This window comes from Streptomyces sp. WMMC500 (assembly GCF_027497195.1).
Classification (GTDB): Bacteria; Actinomycetota; Actinomycetes; order Streptomycetales; family Streptomycetaceae; genus Streptomyces.
Genome location: NZ_CP114905.1, coordinates 5,767,679 through 5,783,214, shown reverse-complemented (window position 1 = coordinate 5,783,214; position 15,536 = coordinate 5,767,679). Strand labels below are relative to the sequence as shown.

The 15,536-nt window shown below is 73.9% G+C and carries 12 protein-coding genes; 7 read left to right on the top strand and 5 right to left on the bottom strand.

From position 1 onward, the window contains the following. The first annotated feature begins 94 nt into the window (after window positions 1–94). The 4 genes from O7599_RS24945 (at window position 95) to O7599_RS24930 (ending at window position 5,115) form a co-directional block, all read left to right on the top strand. Window positions 95–1,843: a phospholipid carrier-dependent glycosyltransferase gene (locus tag O7599_RS24945; protein ID WP_281617845.1), complete on the top strand. Its 1,749-nt coding sequence runs from the start codon at window positions 95–97 to the stop codon at window positions 1,841–1,843. 97 nt (window positions 1,844–1,940) lie between these two features. Next, the gene (locus tag O7599_RS24940; protein ID WP_281617844.1) at window positions 1,941–3,677 is read left to right on the top strand and encodes a penicillin-binding transpeptidase domain-containing protein; all 1,737 of its coding nucleotides are present in this window, start codon (window positions 1,941–1,943) and stop codon (window positions 3,675–3,677) included. A 95-nt stretch (window positions 3,678–3,772) separates the two neighbouring features. Further along, complete coding sequence (locus O7599_RS24935) at window positions 3,773–4,267, top strand: YbaK/EbsC family protein (RefSeq protein WP_281617843.1); 495 nt, start codon at window positions 3,773–3,775, stop codon at window positions 4,265–4,267. Beyond that, on the top strand, window positions 4,264–5,115 hold the full coding sequence (locus tag O7599_RS24930) for an EamA family transporter (RefSeq protein ID WP_281617842.1): 852 nt from the start codon (window positions 4,264–4,266) through the stop codon (window positions 5,113–5,115). Before O7599_RS24935 ends, O7599_RS24930 begins: the two co-directional genes overlap by 4 nt. Window positions 5,116–5,191: 76 nt before the next feature. Here the strand turns inward: O7599_RS24930 and O7599_RS24925 are convergent, their stop codons facing one another. Continuing rightward, window positions 5,192–6,364 carry a PQQ-dependent sugar dehydrogenase gene (locus O7599_RS24925; protein ID WP_281617841.1) on the bottom strand — a complete coding sequence of 391 codons (1,173 nt, stop codon included), beginning with the start codon at window positions 6,362–6,364 and terminating at the stop codon, window positions 5,192–5,194. Between the two features lie 323 nt (window positions 6,365–6,687). Here O7599_RS24925 and O7599_RS24920 point away from each other — a divergent pair, with 323 nt between their 5' ends. Further along, window positions 6,688–7,953, top strand: a complete 1,266-nt coding sequence (locus O7599_RS24920; RefSeq protein ID WP_281617840.1) for a hypothetical protein — start codon at window positions 6,688–6,690, stop codon at window positions 7,951–7,953. Window positions 7,954–7,976: 23 nt separating this feature from the next. On the opposite strand, the gene O7599_RS24915 is transcribed toward O7599_RS24920, so the two are convergent. The 4 genes from O7599_RS24915 to O7599_RS24900 are packed head-to-tail and all read right to left on the bottom strand — an operon-like array spanning window position 7,977 to window position 11,600. Further along, window positions 7,977–8,726 (bottom strand): MOSC domain-containing protein, encoded by a 750-nt coding sequence (locus O7599_RS24915; protein ID WP_281617839.1) that lies wholly within the window; start codon window positions 8,724–8,726, stop codon window positions 7,977–7,979. A gap of 10 nt (window positions 8,727–8,736) precedes the next feature. Beyond that, window positions 8,737–9,522 carry an ABC transporter ATP-binding protein gene (locus O7599_RS24910; protein ID WP_281617838.1) on the bottom strand — a complete coding sequence of 262 codons (786 nt, stop codon included), beginning with the start codon at window positions 9,520–9,522 and terminating at the stop codon, window positions 8,737–8,739. Next, entirely contained in the window at window positions 9,519–10,283 is a 765-nt protein-coding gene (gene cbiQ / locus O7599_RS24905) for a cobalt ECF transporter T component CbiQ (protein ID WP_281623502.1), read from the bottom strand. Before cbiQ ends, O7599_RS24910 begins: the two co-directional genes overlap by 4 nt. Before the next feature lie 3 nt (window positions 10,284–10,286). Continuing rightward, a complete protein-coding gene (locus O7599_RS24900) occupies window positions 10,287–11,600 on the bottom strand; it encodes an energy-coupling factor ABC transporter permease (RefSeq protein WP_281617837.1) in 1,314 nt (437 codons plus the stop codon). A 150-nt stretch (window positions 11,601–11,750) separates the two neighbouring features. Here O7599_RS24900 and O7599_RS24895 point away from each other — a divergent pair, with 150 nt between their 5' ends. Together O7599_RS24895 and O7599_RS24890 are read left to right on the top strand one after the other, a co-directional pair. Then, entirely contained in the window at window positions 11,751–15,176 is a 3,426-nt protein-coding gene (locus tag O7599_RS24895) for a S41 family peptidase (RefSeq protein WP_281617836.1), read from the top strand. Window positions 15,177–15,275: 99 nt separating this feature from the next. Further along, window positions 15,276–15,494, top strand: coding sequence for a hypothetical protein (locus O7599_RS24890; RefSeq protein WP_281617835.1), 219 nt, complete (start codon window positions 15,276–15,278; stop codon window positions 15,492–15,494). Window positions 15,495–15,536: the final 42 nt, after the last annotated feature.

The following is a 15,536-nucleotide window of genomic DNA, read 5'->3' as shown; positions in this document are numbered from 1 at the left end:
CCCGCGAGGCGGGCGCGGCCGGCGTACGGGCCGTGCGCGCCGGTGCGGATCGGCCCGCCTGCGCCGCGGGCGGGCACACCTAGGATGGGCCCCCGTGAGCAGTGACACCGTGACGCAGCCCGCGCAGAGCCGGTCCGCGCCCGCCCCCGCGTGGCAGCGGCGGCTTCGCGCGTTCGGGTACGTGCCCCGGCGCGAGCCCGGCGTCACGGAGCGGCTGGTGCCGCCGTACCGGCGCTCCGGGGCGCGGCTGCTGCAGGTGGCCGGGGTGCCCGCGGCGACGGCGGCGCGGGTCGCGCGGCTGAGCGCGTGGGGCGGGCCGCTGCTCGTGGCGCTCTTCGCCGGGGTGCTGCGGTTCGTGAACCTGAGCAGCCCGCGCGCTGTGATATTCGACGAGACGTACTACGCGAAGGACGCCTGGTCGCTGCTGCAGCTCGGCTACGAGGGCAGTTGGCCCAAGGACGCCAACGACAAGCTGCTCGACGACCCGCAGGTCATCCCGCTCAGCGACGACCCCGGCTATGTCGTCCACCCGCCCGTCGGCAAGTGGATGATCGCTCTCGGCGAGTGGGCGTTCGGCCTCGACCCCTTCGGCTGGCGCTTCGTCGTCGCCCTGCTCGGCACGCTGTCGGTGCTCTTGCTGTGCCGCATCGGCCGCCGGCTGTTCCGCTCGACGCTCCTCGGCTGTCTGGCGGGGCTGCTGATGGCGGTGGACGGGCTGCACTTCGTGATGAGCCGCACGGCGCTGCTCGACCTGGTGCTGATGTTCTGGGTGCTGGCGGCGTTCGGCTGCCTGCTGGTGGACCGGGACCGGGCACGCGAACGGCTGGCCGCCGCGCTGCCCGCGGGGCGGCCGGACGACGCGGTGGCCTCCGGGCTGCGGCTCGGGGCGCGGCCGTGGCGGCTCGCCGCCGGCGTGTGCATGGGCCTCGCGCTGGGCACCAAGTGGAACGCGCTGTTCATCCTCGCCGCGTTCGGCCTGCTGACGGTGGTGTGGGACGCGGGCGCACGCCGTACGGCCGGATCCCGCCGCCCGTACGCGCGCGCACTGCGCCTCGACGTCGTGCCGGCGTTCCTCTCCACGGTGCCGGTGGCCGCGGCCGTCTACGTCGCCTCCTGGACCGGCTGGTTCACCTCCGACAACGGCTACTTCCGCGGCTGGGCCGAGGACCGCGACACCGCGTTCCCGTTCGTCCCCGATGCCGTGCGCAGCCTGTGGCACTACCACGCGGTGGTCTACAGGTTCCACGTCAACCTCGACTCCGGCCACACCTACGACTCCAACCCGTGGAGCTGGCCCGTGGTGGGCCGGCCCGTGTCGTACTTCTGGGACGACCCCCGCCCCGGCGAGGACGGCTGCCCCGCCGACGCGACGGAGAACTGCGCCCGCGAGGTCCTGGCCCTGGGCACCCCGCTGCTGTGGTGGCTGGGCGTCGCGGCCGTGGTCTACGCGCTCTACCGCTGGGGCCTGCGCCGCGACTGGCGCGCGGGCGCGATCCTGTGCGGCGTCGCGGCCGGCTGGGTCCCGTGGCTCTTCTACCAGGAGCGCACGATCTTCCTCTTCTACGCCGTCGTCTTCGTCCCGTACCTGTGTCTGGCGGTGACGATGATGCTCGGCGCGATGGCCCGCGCCGGCACCGCCGCGCTCACGGGCACGGGCACGTCCGCCGATGGCCCGGGCCCGGCCCAGCCCACCGAATGGCGCAGGGCGGCGGGCGTGGTCGCCGCGGGGGTGCTCGTCCTGCTCGTCCTGTGGAACTTCATCTACTTCTGGCCGATCTACACGGGCGAGACCCTCACGCGCGACGCCTGGGAGGCGCGCATGTGGCTGGGGAGTTGGGTCTGAGCGCCGCCACCACGGGTGGGCGCCGGTGCGGCAGGTGGCTTAATGTGCTTGACGCAGGGTCGACATGGTCTCGGGGCGCGCAGAGGGAGCACGGCAGATGGCGGGCAGCCACCGGCGCAGACGCGCCGGATCAGGTGCGTCGACGCGAGCGACGCGCACCCGGATCGCAGTAGTCGTCGGAGTCGGTGCCGCGGTCGTCGGCGCGGCGGGGTTCGGCGCGTACAGCCTCCTGGAGGACGACGAGACGGAAGGCGCCGGCAACACCCTGTCGGCGCCGGCCTCATCCGATCCGGTGAAGACCGGGCCGCCAGGACCCAAGGAGGCCGCCGAGGCCGCCGCGGACTTCCTGGCCGCCTGGGCGGGCGACAGCACCCAGACCGCGGCCGGGATGACCGACGACAGGAAGGCGGCCCTCGCCGGCCTCACCTCCTACCGCAAGGACGCCGGCGTGGAGCAGGTCAAGTTGACGCCCGGCCGGCCGCAGGGCACGAAGGTGCCGTTCAGCGTCGACGCGGTGGTGACCTTCGAGGACACCGTCAAGCCCTGGGCGTACAACTCGGCGCTCGAGGTCGTACGGGACGAGAAGACGGGCGAGGTCGAGGTCGCCTGGGATCCGTCCGTCATACATCCCAAGCTCGCCGAGGGCGAGCGGCTGCGCACGGGATCGACCGAGGCGCCGCCGATCAGGGCGGTGGACCGCAACGGCGTCAAGCTCGACCCCGAGAAGTACCCCTCGCTGGTGCCCGTCATCGCCGACCTGCGCGAACGTTACGGCGCGAAAGCTGGCGGCAAGGCGGGCGTCAAGGTCTGGACGGAGCCCGCCAAGCGGGACGAGGACCGCAGGAAGAAGGGCGAGAAGGACGACGACGACAAGGCGGGCACGCCCGAGACGCTTCTGGAGCTCTCCAGGCCCAAGACCGGCACGCTGAAGACGACGCTGGACGCGGACGTGCAGGAGACCGCCGAGGCGGCCGTCGCCAGGCAGGGCGGCGCGGCGCTGGTGGCGCTGCGGCCCAGCACCGGCGAGGTGCTCGCCGTCGCCAACCAGACCGGCAACGGCTTCAACACCGCGCTGCAGGGCACGCTGCCGCCCGGCTCGACGATGAAGGTCGTCTCGGCCTCCATGCTCATGGACAAGGGTCTGGCCGCGCCCGACAGGGCGCACCCGTGCCCCCGGTACAAGGCCTACGGCGGCTGGGAGTTCGAGAACGTCGGCGACGACTCGTTCACCATCGAGGGCGGCACGTTCGCGCAGTCCTTCACCGCCTCCTGCAACACCGCGTTCATCTCGATGGCCGAGAAGCTGGAGAACGACGACCTGACGAACCAGGCCCGGGACGTCTTCGGCATCGGGCTCAACTGGCAGACGGGCGTGCGTACCTTCGACGGGTCGGTGCCGGTGCAGTCCGGCGTGGAGATGGCGCTGTCGCTGATCGGCCAGGGCGGCGTCCGGATGAACCCGCTGACGATGGCGTCGGTGTCGGCGACCGCGAAGGCCGGCGTGTTCAAGCAGCCGTACCTGGTGCCGCAGGAGTTCGACGGGCGGCAGTTCGCGACCGCGCCGAAGACGATGAAGCCGTCGACGGCGGAGTCGCTGCGGGCCCTGATGGAGGAGACGGCGACGTCCGGGACGGCGGCGGCGGCGATGAGCGGGCTGACCGGGGTGGGCGCGAAGACGGGTTCGGCGGAGATGGGCGGCCAGGAGGAGACGGACGCCTGGTTCACCGCGTACCGCGGTGATCTGGCGGCGGCGGCCACGGTGCCGAACATCGGGCACGGCGGGGAGTTCGCCGGCCCGCTGGTGAGGGACGTGCTGGAGGCGCACGGCGGCTGAGGCGTACGCCCCCCGGGGCCCGGCCCGTACGCGCCGGGTCCCGGGGCGCGGAATGTGTTCGCGTGGCCCGTACACCGGGCGTTAACGTCACCTGCATGACGACAGCCGACACCGCACACCCGCTCTTCGCCGCCGCCCTCGCCGACCTCGGCCTGAGCGTCCCGGTACGCCGCTTCCCCGCCGCCACCCGCACCGCGGCGCAGGCGGCGGAGGCCATCGGCTGCGAGCTGAGCCAGATCGTCAAGTCCCTGATCTTCGCGGCGGACGGCGTACCGGTGCTCGTCCTGATGGACGGCGCCTCGCGGGTGGACACCGAGCGCGTACGGGCCGAGCTGGGCGCCGCGGTCGTGCGCCGGGCGGACGCGGCGGTGGTGCGCGAGGCCACGGGGTACGCCATCGGCGGCGTGCCGCCCTTCGGACACGTGACGCGCATGACGGTCCTCGCCGACCGCGGGCTCCTCGACCACGGCGAGGTCTGGGCCGCCGCCGGCGACCCGCACACCGTGTTCCCCCTCGCCCCCAAGGACCTCGTCGCGCACGCGGGCGCGCGGGTCGCCGACGTGGCCGAGGTGCGCGAGCCGGGGGTGTGACGCCCCTCATAGCCGCGGCGGTCCTCGCGGCGGCCGTGATGCACGCCTCGTGGAACGCCCTCGCGCACGGGTTCAAGGACCAGTTGGTCGTCTTCGCGCTCATCGGCGTGGGCGACGTGCTGATCGCGGGGACCGCGGTGTTCTTCGTGCCGGTCCCGGCGGCCGGCGCGTGGCCGTGGCTGCTGGCCTCGGTCGCCGTCCACCTCCTGTACATGACGCTGCTCATGCAGTCGTTCCGGCTGGGCGACTTCGGGCAGGTCTACCCGATTGCCCGCGGCACGGCCCCGCTCGTCGTCGCGGCCGTCGCGCATCTCTTCCTCGACGAGCGGCTGGGCCTGTGGCAGACCGCGGGCGTCGCGGTGGCGTGCGCGGGCCTGAGCGGCATCGCCCTGTGGGGGCTGCGCGGCGCGGACACCCGCCCCGACTGGCCGGCCCTGGCCGCGGCGTTCGCGACGGGCCTGGCCATCGCGGCGTACACGATCGTCGACGGGGTCGGCGTCCGCGCCTCCGGCAGCGCGATGGGCTACACGGCCTGGCTGGTGCTGCTGATGGGCCCGTGGATCCCGCTGACGGCGCTGGTGCTGCGCGGCCCGGGGGTGGTGCGCACGCTGGGGCCGGTGGCGGTACGCGGCCTGCTGGGCGGGGCGATCTCCATCACGGCGTACGGGCTGGTGCTCTGGGCGCAGACGCGCGCCCCGCTGGCGCCGATAGCGGCGCTGCGCGAATCGAGCATCGTGGTGGGGGCGGCCATCGGGGCGGTGTTCCTCAAGGAGCGGTTCGGTGGGCCGCGGATCGCGGGGGCGTGCCTGATGCTGGCGGGGATCGCGCTGGTTCTGCTTCCGGCGTAGCGGGCGGGGTGCCCGGGGTGCGCCGCGGTGCGCCGCCGGAACGTGACGGCGAACCGCGGCGCCCGACCGGGTGCCGTCAGGCGGGACCGATGCGGTAGACGGAGCCGGAGGGTGTGCCCCCGCCGCCGCCGAAGCCGCCCATGTCGAACACGTACAGCTCGTTGTCGAGCCCCTGCACGAACGTGCTCACCCAGCCGGCGTTGGCGCCGAGGTCGAGCACCTCGGTCACCTGGCCGTTCTGCGTCTCCAGGGCCTGCAGATCGCCGCTGCAGTAGTCGGCGAACACGAACGAGCCCTGCAGATCCGGGATGTCGTCGCCCCGGTAGGCGAAGCCGGCGGTGACCGAGTCGCAGACGCCGCTCAGACCGTGCTGCCATTCGTGCACCGGCGGGCTGTGGTCGGCCGGTTCCGTGCCCCGGTGCGGGCGGGTCGCCTCCATGAGGGGCCAGCCGTAGTTCTGGCCGCCCACTCCGGCGGGGGCGAGGTTGATCTCTTCGCGCTCCAGGTGGCCCACGTCGCCGAGCCACATGTCGCCGTTCGCGGCGTCGAAGGAGAACTGCCACGGGTTGCGCAGGCCGTACGCCCATATCTCGCCGCGGGCACCGGGGACGTCGACGAACGGGTTGTCCGGCGGAATCCCGTACGGGTCACCGGCGTCGAGGTCGATCCGCAGCACCTTGCCCAGCAGGGTGCCGAGGTTCTGGCCGTTGTCGTACGGATCGCCTTCCAGCGAGAAGTCGCCGTCGCCGAGGGAGATGTAGAACATTCCGTCGGGGCCGAAGGCGATGTGGCCGGAGTTGTGCGCGGGGCCCGGCTGTTCCTGGAAGAGGACGGTGCGCCGGGTGTCCTCCCGCACCTCGCCGTCGACCACGTCGAACTCGTCGACGGTGCTGTGACCGTCGATGTCGGTGTACGACAGGTAGAAGCGCGTGAAGTCGGGGTTGAACGCGATGTCGGCGATCCCGCGCTCGCCGTCGGTGGTGGTCTCACCGGTGATGTCGACGACCGGCTCGCTCAGACCCTGGTCGTCGAGCACCCGCACGGCGCCGGCGCGTTCGCCGATCCACACCGAGCCGTCAGGACCGACGGCCCCGGCGGTGGGCGCCGCCGCGGTGGCGACCTTGGTCAGCGCAACCCGGACCTGCCGGGTTTCGGCCGGTGACGCCGAGGCAGCCGCCGGCGCCATGCCCGCGGACAACGTCAACGCGAGACCCAGGGCGACGACTGCCGATAACTTTCCACGACTCATGGGTAGTCGGGGGCGGGCGCCCATGGAAGGTCCCGTCCCCAACCTCCTTCCACATGTGGGGGGGCGGTCATTCCACGTACCGAGATACTCGATCTGGCGCGGGACCCAGGCCCCTGCAGGCGTGATCCATACCTGCGGAATGCCCCACTACGGAAAAGGTAGCAGCCCGCTCGGCGGCCGGGCAGTGCCCGTGCCGCCGGCTTCGTAGCCGGCCGGTCCGCGGCGGGTGACAAGTACGCAACAGGGGTTATCCACAGGGGTTTTTTCCGCGGGAGTTCGCCTTCAGGATGGAATCTCCGCACCGCAGGCAACGGGGGACGACCATGGCAGTGCTCGACCAGGGGACGAAACAGCCGTCCGCGGCGGCGCCGGACCGGTATGGGCCGCCGCGGCACCTGGGTGCGTATCTGGCCGCGGCGGTGCTGCTCACGGCCCTGGGCCGGATGGTCGTCGGCTGGCTCGCCTACGACTTCGACCATGTGAGCACCGGGGTCGACGACTTCCTGAAGGCGCTCTACGACCCGCGGATCCTGCTGGAGCCCGAGCTCTTCAGCCCGTACGTGTGGGCGTTCACGGTGGCGCTGCTGGTGACCGGGGTGCTCGTGGCGCTGAACCGGCGGGCGGGGCGGGGGGCCGCGCTGCTGTGCGGGTTCGTGATGTTCGCGACCGCCGCGCGCGAGTTGGTCGGTCTGGCGTCGAGCGACCAGTTCCGGCACTGGTACGTCGGGGGCAACGACCTGGAGGTCGCGATCTTCGGCAGTTGGGGGGTCGCCCTGCTGTTCTCGGCGACCGTGGTCGTGCTGATGCTGCGCGCGGGCGACCGGCCGGGCGGAGGCGCGGCGGGGGCGCCGGCGCGGGGGTCGCAGTCCTACCTGGTCTCCGGCGGGCTGATGCTGGTGCTCGGCCTCGCGCTGGTCGGCTGGATCGTGCGCATGCTGACCCGGGACGAGGGCGGGATCAGCGCCGGGCAGTACTTCAAGGGCCTGGCCGACCCCGGCGAGTCGTTCGCCCCGGCGCTCGCCGGGTCCACGGAGTTCTGGGAGGCGGTCTTCCCGGCGGCGCTGCTGCTGGTCGGCGTGCTGGCGCTGATGCGCAGGCCGGTGGTGCGCGGAGCGGCGATCGTGGTCCTCGGGGTCTACCTCTACATCAACGTCCGCCGCATGATCGGCATGACGATCACCGACTACCCGAACGACGTGCCGACCGACGGCCGGATACCCGTTCTCGGCTGGGACGGGTACACGGAGGACACGGAGGGCTGGCTCGTCCTGGCCACCTACGTCGGCGGCTCGCTGATAGCCGTCGCGGTGATCGCGCTGATGCTGCGCGCGCCGGAGACGGCGGCCGGGGTGTCCGCACCGGCGGCGGGCGGTTACGTACCGCCGCAGCCGGCGGGGCGGCCCGCGCCCGGGGCGCAGCCGCGCTTCCAGCCGCAGGCGCGGCAGGACGCGACACCGCGGGCCCCGGCGCCGGCCGCGCCACCGCCTCCCGCTGCACCGCCTCCCGCCGCGCCGCCGCCCGCCGCACCGCCCTCGGCGGGGCCGCCGCCCGCGGGCCCGCCGCCGGCCGGTCCGCCGCGGGTGGGCTGAGGAGCCGGGCGCCCGGCGACCGGTCAGCGGGGGCGTACGGCGTCGCCGAGGCGTACGGTGCCGGGGGTCAGGACGTCGGCGGCCACGCCGAGGCACATCCCGCGGTCGGCGGTCAGCGTCTTGAGCACCCGGCGGTCCTCCGGCAGGTCGCGCTGCGCCATCGTCGTCATCACGCAGCGCTTCACCCGCTTGATGATCCGCAGCCGCACCTCCTCGCCCACGGCCACCTCCCGGCCCACCCAGTCCTCCTCGATCCAGGGTTCCTCGGTGTCCAGCAGGATGTTCTTGCGGAAGCGGCGGGCGTCGGCCGGTTCGGTGTCGCCGAGAATGCGGCCCAGTGCGTGCAGGGAGGCGGTGCCGATCAGCGTCACGGCGCACTCGTCGAAGTGCGGGACGGCGTCCTCGCGGGCCAGCCGTACGTCGGCGCCGAGCAGTTCGGCCAGGTGCGCGTCGTCGCGCAGGTCGCGGCCGTCGGGGGTGACGACGTGCGGGCGGCCGGTGCCCTCGTCACCCGCGGGGTAGGAGGCGGAGAAGTGGAGCAGGCCCTCGGCGCGGCGGAAGCGGCGGGAGTTCTTGCCGCTGCCGAGCTTGCCGTCGCCGTAGGTGACGGCCCAGAGGCGGTCGCCGACCGTGCCGCGCTCGTCGATGACGAGCTGCGGCAGCCGTTCGCCGAGCATGGACTTGACCGGGAAGCGCCGCAGTGTGGCGACGGTGGCGTGGGACTGTTCCGGTGCGGGCGTCGGGGCCGGTATCGCGCGCGGGAGTTCGGGCATGCTTCGGACCCTATGCCCGGCCCGGGTCGAAGCCGAAGGGTATTTCCAATCGGTGCGCGGCCATCAGCTCCTCGTCGAGGAGGAGTTCCTTGGTCGCGCCGTCGGCGACGATCAGCCCGCCGCCGAGGACGACGGAGCGGGGGCACAGTTCGAGGGCGTAGGGGAGGTCGTGGGTGACCATCAGGACGGTGACGTCGAGGGAGCGCACGATGTCGGCGAGTTCGCGGCGGGCGGCGGGGTCGAGGTTGGAGGACGGCTCGTCCAGCACGAGCACCTCCGGTTCCATGGCCAGCACGGTGGCGACGGCGACCCGGCGGCGCTGGCCGAAAGAGAGGTGGTGGGGCGGCCGGTCCGCGTGTTCCGCCATGCCGACCTGTGCCAGTGCCCGCCGTACGCACGCCTCCAGTTCCGGCCCGCGCATGCCGCCGGCGGCCGGGCCGAAGGCGACGTCGTCGCGGACGGTGGGCATGAACAACTGGTCGTCGGGATCCTGGAAGACGATCCCCACGCGGCGGCGTATCTCGGCGAAGTTCCGCTTCTCCACGGGCAGTCCGGCGACGCGGACGGTGCCGGCACCGCCGCCGAGGATGCCGTTGAGGTGGAGGACGAGCGTGGTCTTGCCGGCACCGTTGGGCCCGAGGACGGCGACGCGCTCGCCGCGTTCGACGGTGAGGTCGACGCCGAAGAGGGCCTGGTGGCCGTCGGGGTAGGCGTAGGCGAGACCGGCGACTTCCAGCGAGGGGGGCGGTCTCCGTGCCGGCTCCGTCGGCTCCGTCGGCTGGGTCGGCTCTGTCACAGGGAGCTCCATCCGAGCAGGCACACGGCGAGGGCGGTCAGCGGCAGCGCGGCGGCGGACGACCACTGTGCCCGGGTGGCAACGGCCCGGTCGACGACCGGCATCGTACCCGTGTAGCCGCGGCTGACCATGGCGAGGTGGACGCGCTCACCGCGCTCGTAGGAACGGATGAACAGGGCCCCCGCGGTACGGGCGAGCACACCCCAGTGGCGCGGGCCGCGGGCGGTGAAGCCGCGGGACTCGCGGGCGATGCGCATCCGGCGCAGCTCGTCGGCGATCACGTCGCCGTAGCGGACCATGAACGTCGCGATCTGCACGAGCAGCGGCGGCATGCGCAGCCGTTGCAGCCCGAGGAGCAGGGCGCGCAGTTCGGTGGTCGCGGCGAGCAGCACGGACGCGGCGACGCCGAGGGTGCCCTTGGCGAGGACGTTCCAGGCGCTCCAGAGGCCGGACTCGCTGAGGGAGAGCCCGAGGACGTCGGTGCGCGGGCCCTCCGCGACGAAGGGGAGGAGGACCGCGAAGGCGACGAAGGGCACCTCGATGACGAGCCGCCCCAGCACGAACCCCGGCGGCACGCGCGCGGCGGCGCCGACGCCGGCGAGCAGCAGCGCGTACGCGCCGAACGCCCAGACCGCCTCGCGGGGTGTGGCGACGACGACCAGGACGAAGGAGAAGGCGGCGACGAGCTTCGCGTGCGCGGGCAGCCGGTGGACGGGCGAGTCGCCGTGCCGGTACAGCTTGTGCGCGTGCCCCGCTCCCAGGGCTCAGCCCTCCGGCCGGGCCGGGGGCCGCGGGTCCGTCTCGCGGGGGCCCGGGACCGCGCCTCCGCGGTCCGGGGAGCCGGGCTCCTCCGCCGCGGTCGCCGGTCCGGCGGCGGGCACCCTCCCGGGATCCTTGTCCGCACGTCCCTCGCCGCGTCCCTCGCCAGGTCCCTCGCCGCCGCCCGCTCCCGCCGCGGCGCTCAGAGGTGCCGCGCCGCCCCGGCGGCGGCGGACCGCGACGAACACCCCGCTGCCCACCGCCAGCGTGACCGTGACGCCGATGACGCCGGCGAGGCCGCCGGAGAGACGGGCGTCGGTGATGTCCTCGACGCCGTAGTCCGCCAGGGGCGAGTCGGACAGCGCGTGCTCCTTCTCCTCCTCGGCGATGCCCTTGTCGCCCGCGACCTTCTCCAGGCCGTCCGGGTCGGAGGAGGCGTAGAAGCTCACGACCCCGGCGAGGACGAGGGACGCGGCCACACCGACGGCCCAGACCCGCCCCGGGCTGCGCCCCGGCCGCGGGCCGGCGGCCCCCTGCACCGTGCCGCCGCCCGCCGGGACCGTGCCGGCGCCCGCCGGGACGGTGCCCGTACGCTCCGGGAGCGGCGCCGTGGCCCCGTCGCCCGGCCGCGCCACCGTCGCCGTGCGCAGTTCGAGCGGGCGCCGCACGCCCTGCGCGCCGTGGATCAGGTCCGGGCGGACCGCGGCCACCGAGGCGACGGTCGCCGTGGTGATGGCCGCCTCGCCGAGGCCGATGAGGAGGTGGACGCCCACCATCGCCGTGGCGACCTTCGTCAGCGACACGTCCGCGGTGCCGCCCAGCGCGTACAGCCCTGTGAACGCCAGCGCCGAGGCCGGCACCGACAGCGCCGCCGCGACGAACGTGGCCACCCCCAGCCCGCCCAGTCCGCCCCGCCCCCGCGGCAGCACCCCGAACAGCGCACGGAACACGGCGTACGACACGGCGACCGTCACCACGCCCATCAGCGTGATGTTCACGCCCAGGGCCGTGAGCCCGCCGTCCGCGAAGAGCAGTCCCTGCATCAGCAGGACCACGGCGATGCACAGCACGGCCGTCCACGGCCCCACGAGTATCGCCGCCAGCGCGCCGCCGAGCAGGTGCCCGCTCGTGCCCGCCGCGACGGGGAAGTTCAGCATCTGCACGGCGAAGACGAACGCCGCGACGAGCCCCGCCAGCGGCGCCGTCCGTTCGGCCAGTTCGTGCCGGGCGCCGCGCAGGCTGACGGCCACGGCCCCGGCGGCGACCGCGCCGGCGGCGACCGAGACGGGTGCGTCGATGAATCCGTCGGGCACATGCATGGCGGCGTCCCTCCGTCGGCCGGCAGGCGGTTCGCCCATATGTATCGGCAGGACGGCACCCGGTCATACAAACCAATTGCAAAGAGATGGCAACAGCGCTCACCTCGCGAAACCGCCGCCGACTTGCCGTTGCCCCTTACGCCCCGAAACATGGAGATTGTGACAGACGGTTCCGAGAGCACCGCCGCGCCCGGCCCCGGCCTGCCCTACCTCCGCTTCCCCCACCTCCACGGCGACCTCCTCTGCTTCGCCGCCGAGGACGACCTCTGGCTCGCCCCGCTGCCCGCGCCCGGCGCGAAGCCGGAGCGGGGCTGGCGGCTGACCGTCGACCGCACCCGCGTGGGGCATCCGCGGTTCTCGCCGAACGGGCGGTCCATCGCGTTCACCAGTTGGCACAGCCTCGACGCCGAGATCCACGTCGTGTCCGCCGAGGGCGGCGGGGCCCGGCGGCTGACGTACTGGGGCAGCCCGGACACCCGGGTGTGCGGGTGGACGCCGCCGGCCGAGGACGCCGCGCCGCAGATCCTCGCGGTCTCCTCACAGGGGCAGCCGCTGTCGTACCAGACGTGGTCCTATCTGGTGCCGACCGACGGCTCCCCCGGTCGCCGGCTGCCCTGGGGGCCGGTCGACGACATCGCGGTCGCCGAGCTGTCCGGCTGCCGCAGGACGCTGCTGCTCACCGGCCGCCCGCCGCACGAGCCCGCCGCCTGGAAGCGCTACCGCGGCGGCGCCACCGGCCGCATCTACCTGCACGGCGAGCGGCTGCTCGCGAACCTCGGCGGGCACGTGGAGTGCGTGATGTTCGTCGGCCCGCCGGCCGCCACGCGCATCGCCTTCCTCTCCGACCACGAGGGCGTCGGCAACCTCTACTCCTGCCTCCCCGACGGCACGGACCTGCGCAGGCACAGCGACCACGCCGAGTTCTACGCCAGGAACGCCGCCACGGACGGCCACCGGGTCGTCTACCAGTGCGCCGGCGAGCTGTGGCTCGCCGAGGACTTCGGCCCCGCCGGGCAGCCGCGCCGCCTCGACGTGCGGCTCGGCAGCCCCCGGGTCGGGCGGCGGCCGTACCAGGTGGCCGCGGAGAACAACGTGCACGGGCTGACAGTCGACACCACCGGGCGCGCCAGCGCGCTCGCGGTGCGCGGCGCGCTGTACTGGCTGACCCACCGGGACGGCCCGGCGCGCACGATCACCGACGCTCCCGGGGCGCGGATCAGACTGCCGGAGATGCTGGGCGACACCAACCGCGTCGCGTACGTCACGGACGCGGCCGGTGACGACGCCATCGAGATCGCGGACCTGCCGCGTACCGGCGCCGTGGGCGAGCCGCTGCGGCTGGCGGCGGGGCGGCTGGGCCGGGTGCTGGCGCTGGTGCCCTCGCCGGACGGGCGGCACATCGCGATCGCCACGCACGACGGCCGGCTGCTGCTGGTGCGGGTGCCGGAGCGGGTGCACGTCGACGAGCGGATGTCGGTGGAGGTGGCGGAGGAGTTCGCGGAGGCGGTACGGGCCGCGGAGGAGCTGTCGCCGGCCGAGGCGGCGGGTGACTGCCAGGTCACCGAGCTGATCAGGTCGGTCAACGGGCCCGTACGCGACCTGGCGTTCTCGCCGGACTCCAGGTGGATCGCCTGGGCCCACCCGGGCATCGGCCGCTCGCTGCGGCAGATCAAGATCGCCCGGATCGCGGACCGGACGATCGTGGACGTGACGGACGGCCGGTTCGAGGACGAGGAGCCGGTGTTCACGCGCGACGGGCGCTATCTGGCGTTCCTGTCCTGGCGCGGCTTCGACCCGGTGTACGACGTGCACACCGGCGACCTGTCGTTCCCGCTGGGCTCCCGCCCCTACCTCGTACCGCTGCATCCCGCGACGCCCTCGCCGTTCGCGCTGTCCGCCGAGGGCCGCCCCGCGGCCGGCGGGATGGACCGGGTCGGCCCGTCGGCGGCGGGGGGCGGGACGGTGCTGGTGGAACCGGAGGGGCTGGAGAGCCGGGTGGCGCCGATTCCGGTGCCGGCGTCGAAGTACTCCTCGCTGCTGCCGGTCGCGGGCGGCGGGCTGGTGTGGCTGCGCTGGCCGATCTCCGGCGCGCTCGGCGAGACGTTCGCCAACCCCGCGGACACCTCGGGCCGGCCGACGCTGGAGCACTTCGACATCTCCACCGCCCGGCTCACCGAACTGACGTCGCTGGTCACGGAGATCGCCGTGAGCGGCGACGGCACCAGGCTGGTGGTCAACGACGGCGGCTCGCTGCGCGCGATCCCGGCGACCGACCGGGCGGACCCGGACACCACCGTGTACATCGACCTGCGGCGGGTGCTGCACGTCGCCGACCCGGTGGCCGAGTGGCACCAGGCGTACGCCGAGACCGGCCGGATCATGCGGGCGTTCTTCTGGGAGCCGCACATGTGCGGCGTCGACTGGGACGCGGTGCTGGCGCAGTACCGGCCGCTGCTGGACCGCGTGGCCACCCCGGACGAGTTCGCCGACCTGCTGCGCGAGGTGCTGGGCGAGCTGGGCACGTCGCACGCGTACGTTACGCCCGCCCGCCGCAACGAGGGCCCGCCGCACTACCGGCGGCCCATCGGCTTCCTCGGCGTGAACTTCGTCCGCACCCGCGACGGCCGCGGCTGGGCCCTGGCCCGCATCCTGCCCGGCGACTCCTCCGACACCCGCGCCCGCTCCCCGCTGGCCGGCACCGGCATCCCGGAAGGCTCGGTGCTCACCCACGTCGACGGCCGCGCGGTCGACCCGGTCACGGGCCCGTACCCGCTGCTGGAGGGGGCGGGGGGCACGTCGGTGGAGCTGACGTTCGCGATCGCGGGCGGCGGGGGGAGGCTGCGCCGGGTGGCCGTGGTGCCGCTGGTCGACGACCGGCCGCTGCGCTACCAGGACTGGGTGGCGGCGCGGCGCGCGGTGGTGCACGAGCTGAGCGGCGGGCGCTGCGGCTACCTGCACATCCCGGACCTGGTCGCCAGCGGCTGGGCGCAGTTCAACCGGGACGTGCGGATGGAGATGAACCGCGAGTCGCTGATCGTGGACGTACGGGGCAACGCGGGCGGGCACATCAGCGAGCTGGTGCTGGAGAAGCTGACCCGCACGATCATGGGCTGGGACCTGACGCGCAACGCGCAGCCCGTCTCGTACACCTCGACCGCGCCGCGCGGGCCGATGGTGGCGCTGGCCGACGAGGCGACGTCGTCGGACGGCGACATGATCACGGCGGCGTTCAAGCTGCTCGGCCTCGGCCCGGTGGTGGGGCTGCGCACGTGGGGCGGGGTGGTCGGCATGACGGGCCGGCACCGGCTGGGCGACGGCACGGTGATCACGGTGCCGATGAACGCGGCCTGGTTCGACGAGTACGGCTGGGGCGTGGAGAACGCCGGCGTCTCGCCCGACGTGGTCGCCGAACGCACGCCGCTGGACTGGGCGGAGGGCCGGACCTCCGAGCTGAACGTCGCGGTGGCCACCGCGCTGGAACTGCTGCGCGAGCACCCGGCCGCGGTGCCGCCGGACTACGCCGACGTGCCGGACCGGAGCCGGCCGCCGCTGCCGGCGCGCTCGCGGCAGGCGTAGAAGACCCGCGGGACGCAAAGGCACTTGATCCCGAAATGCGGCATTGAGCCGCGTATGTAAGCCTGAGGAGGGCCCCAACACCCTCTCGCACTAGGAGTGATGAACAAGATGGGCGCATTCGACAAGGCGAAGGACATGGCCAGCGACGCGGCCGAGAAGGCGAAGGAAGCCGCGCAGAAGAGCCGCGAGCAGGGCCAGCAGAGCCGTGAGCGCGGCCGGCAGCAGGACCAGGACCCTTCGCAGCGCGCCCAGGAGGGCGCTGAGCAGGGCCGCGACCGTATGCGGGAGCGCCGCGACGACGAGCAGGACGAACGCTGACCCGACGCGGTTCGGGCACGCACGAGGGGCGCACCCCACGCG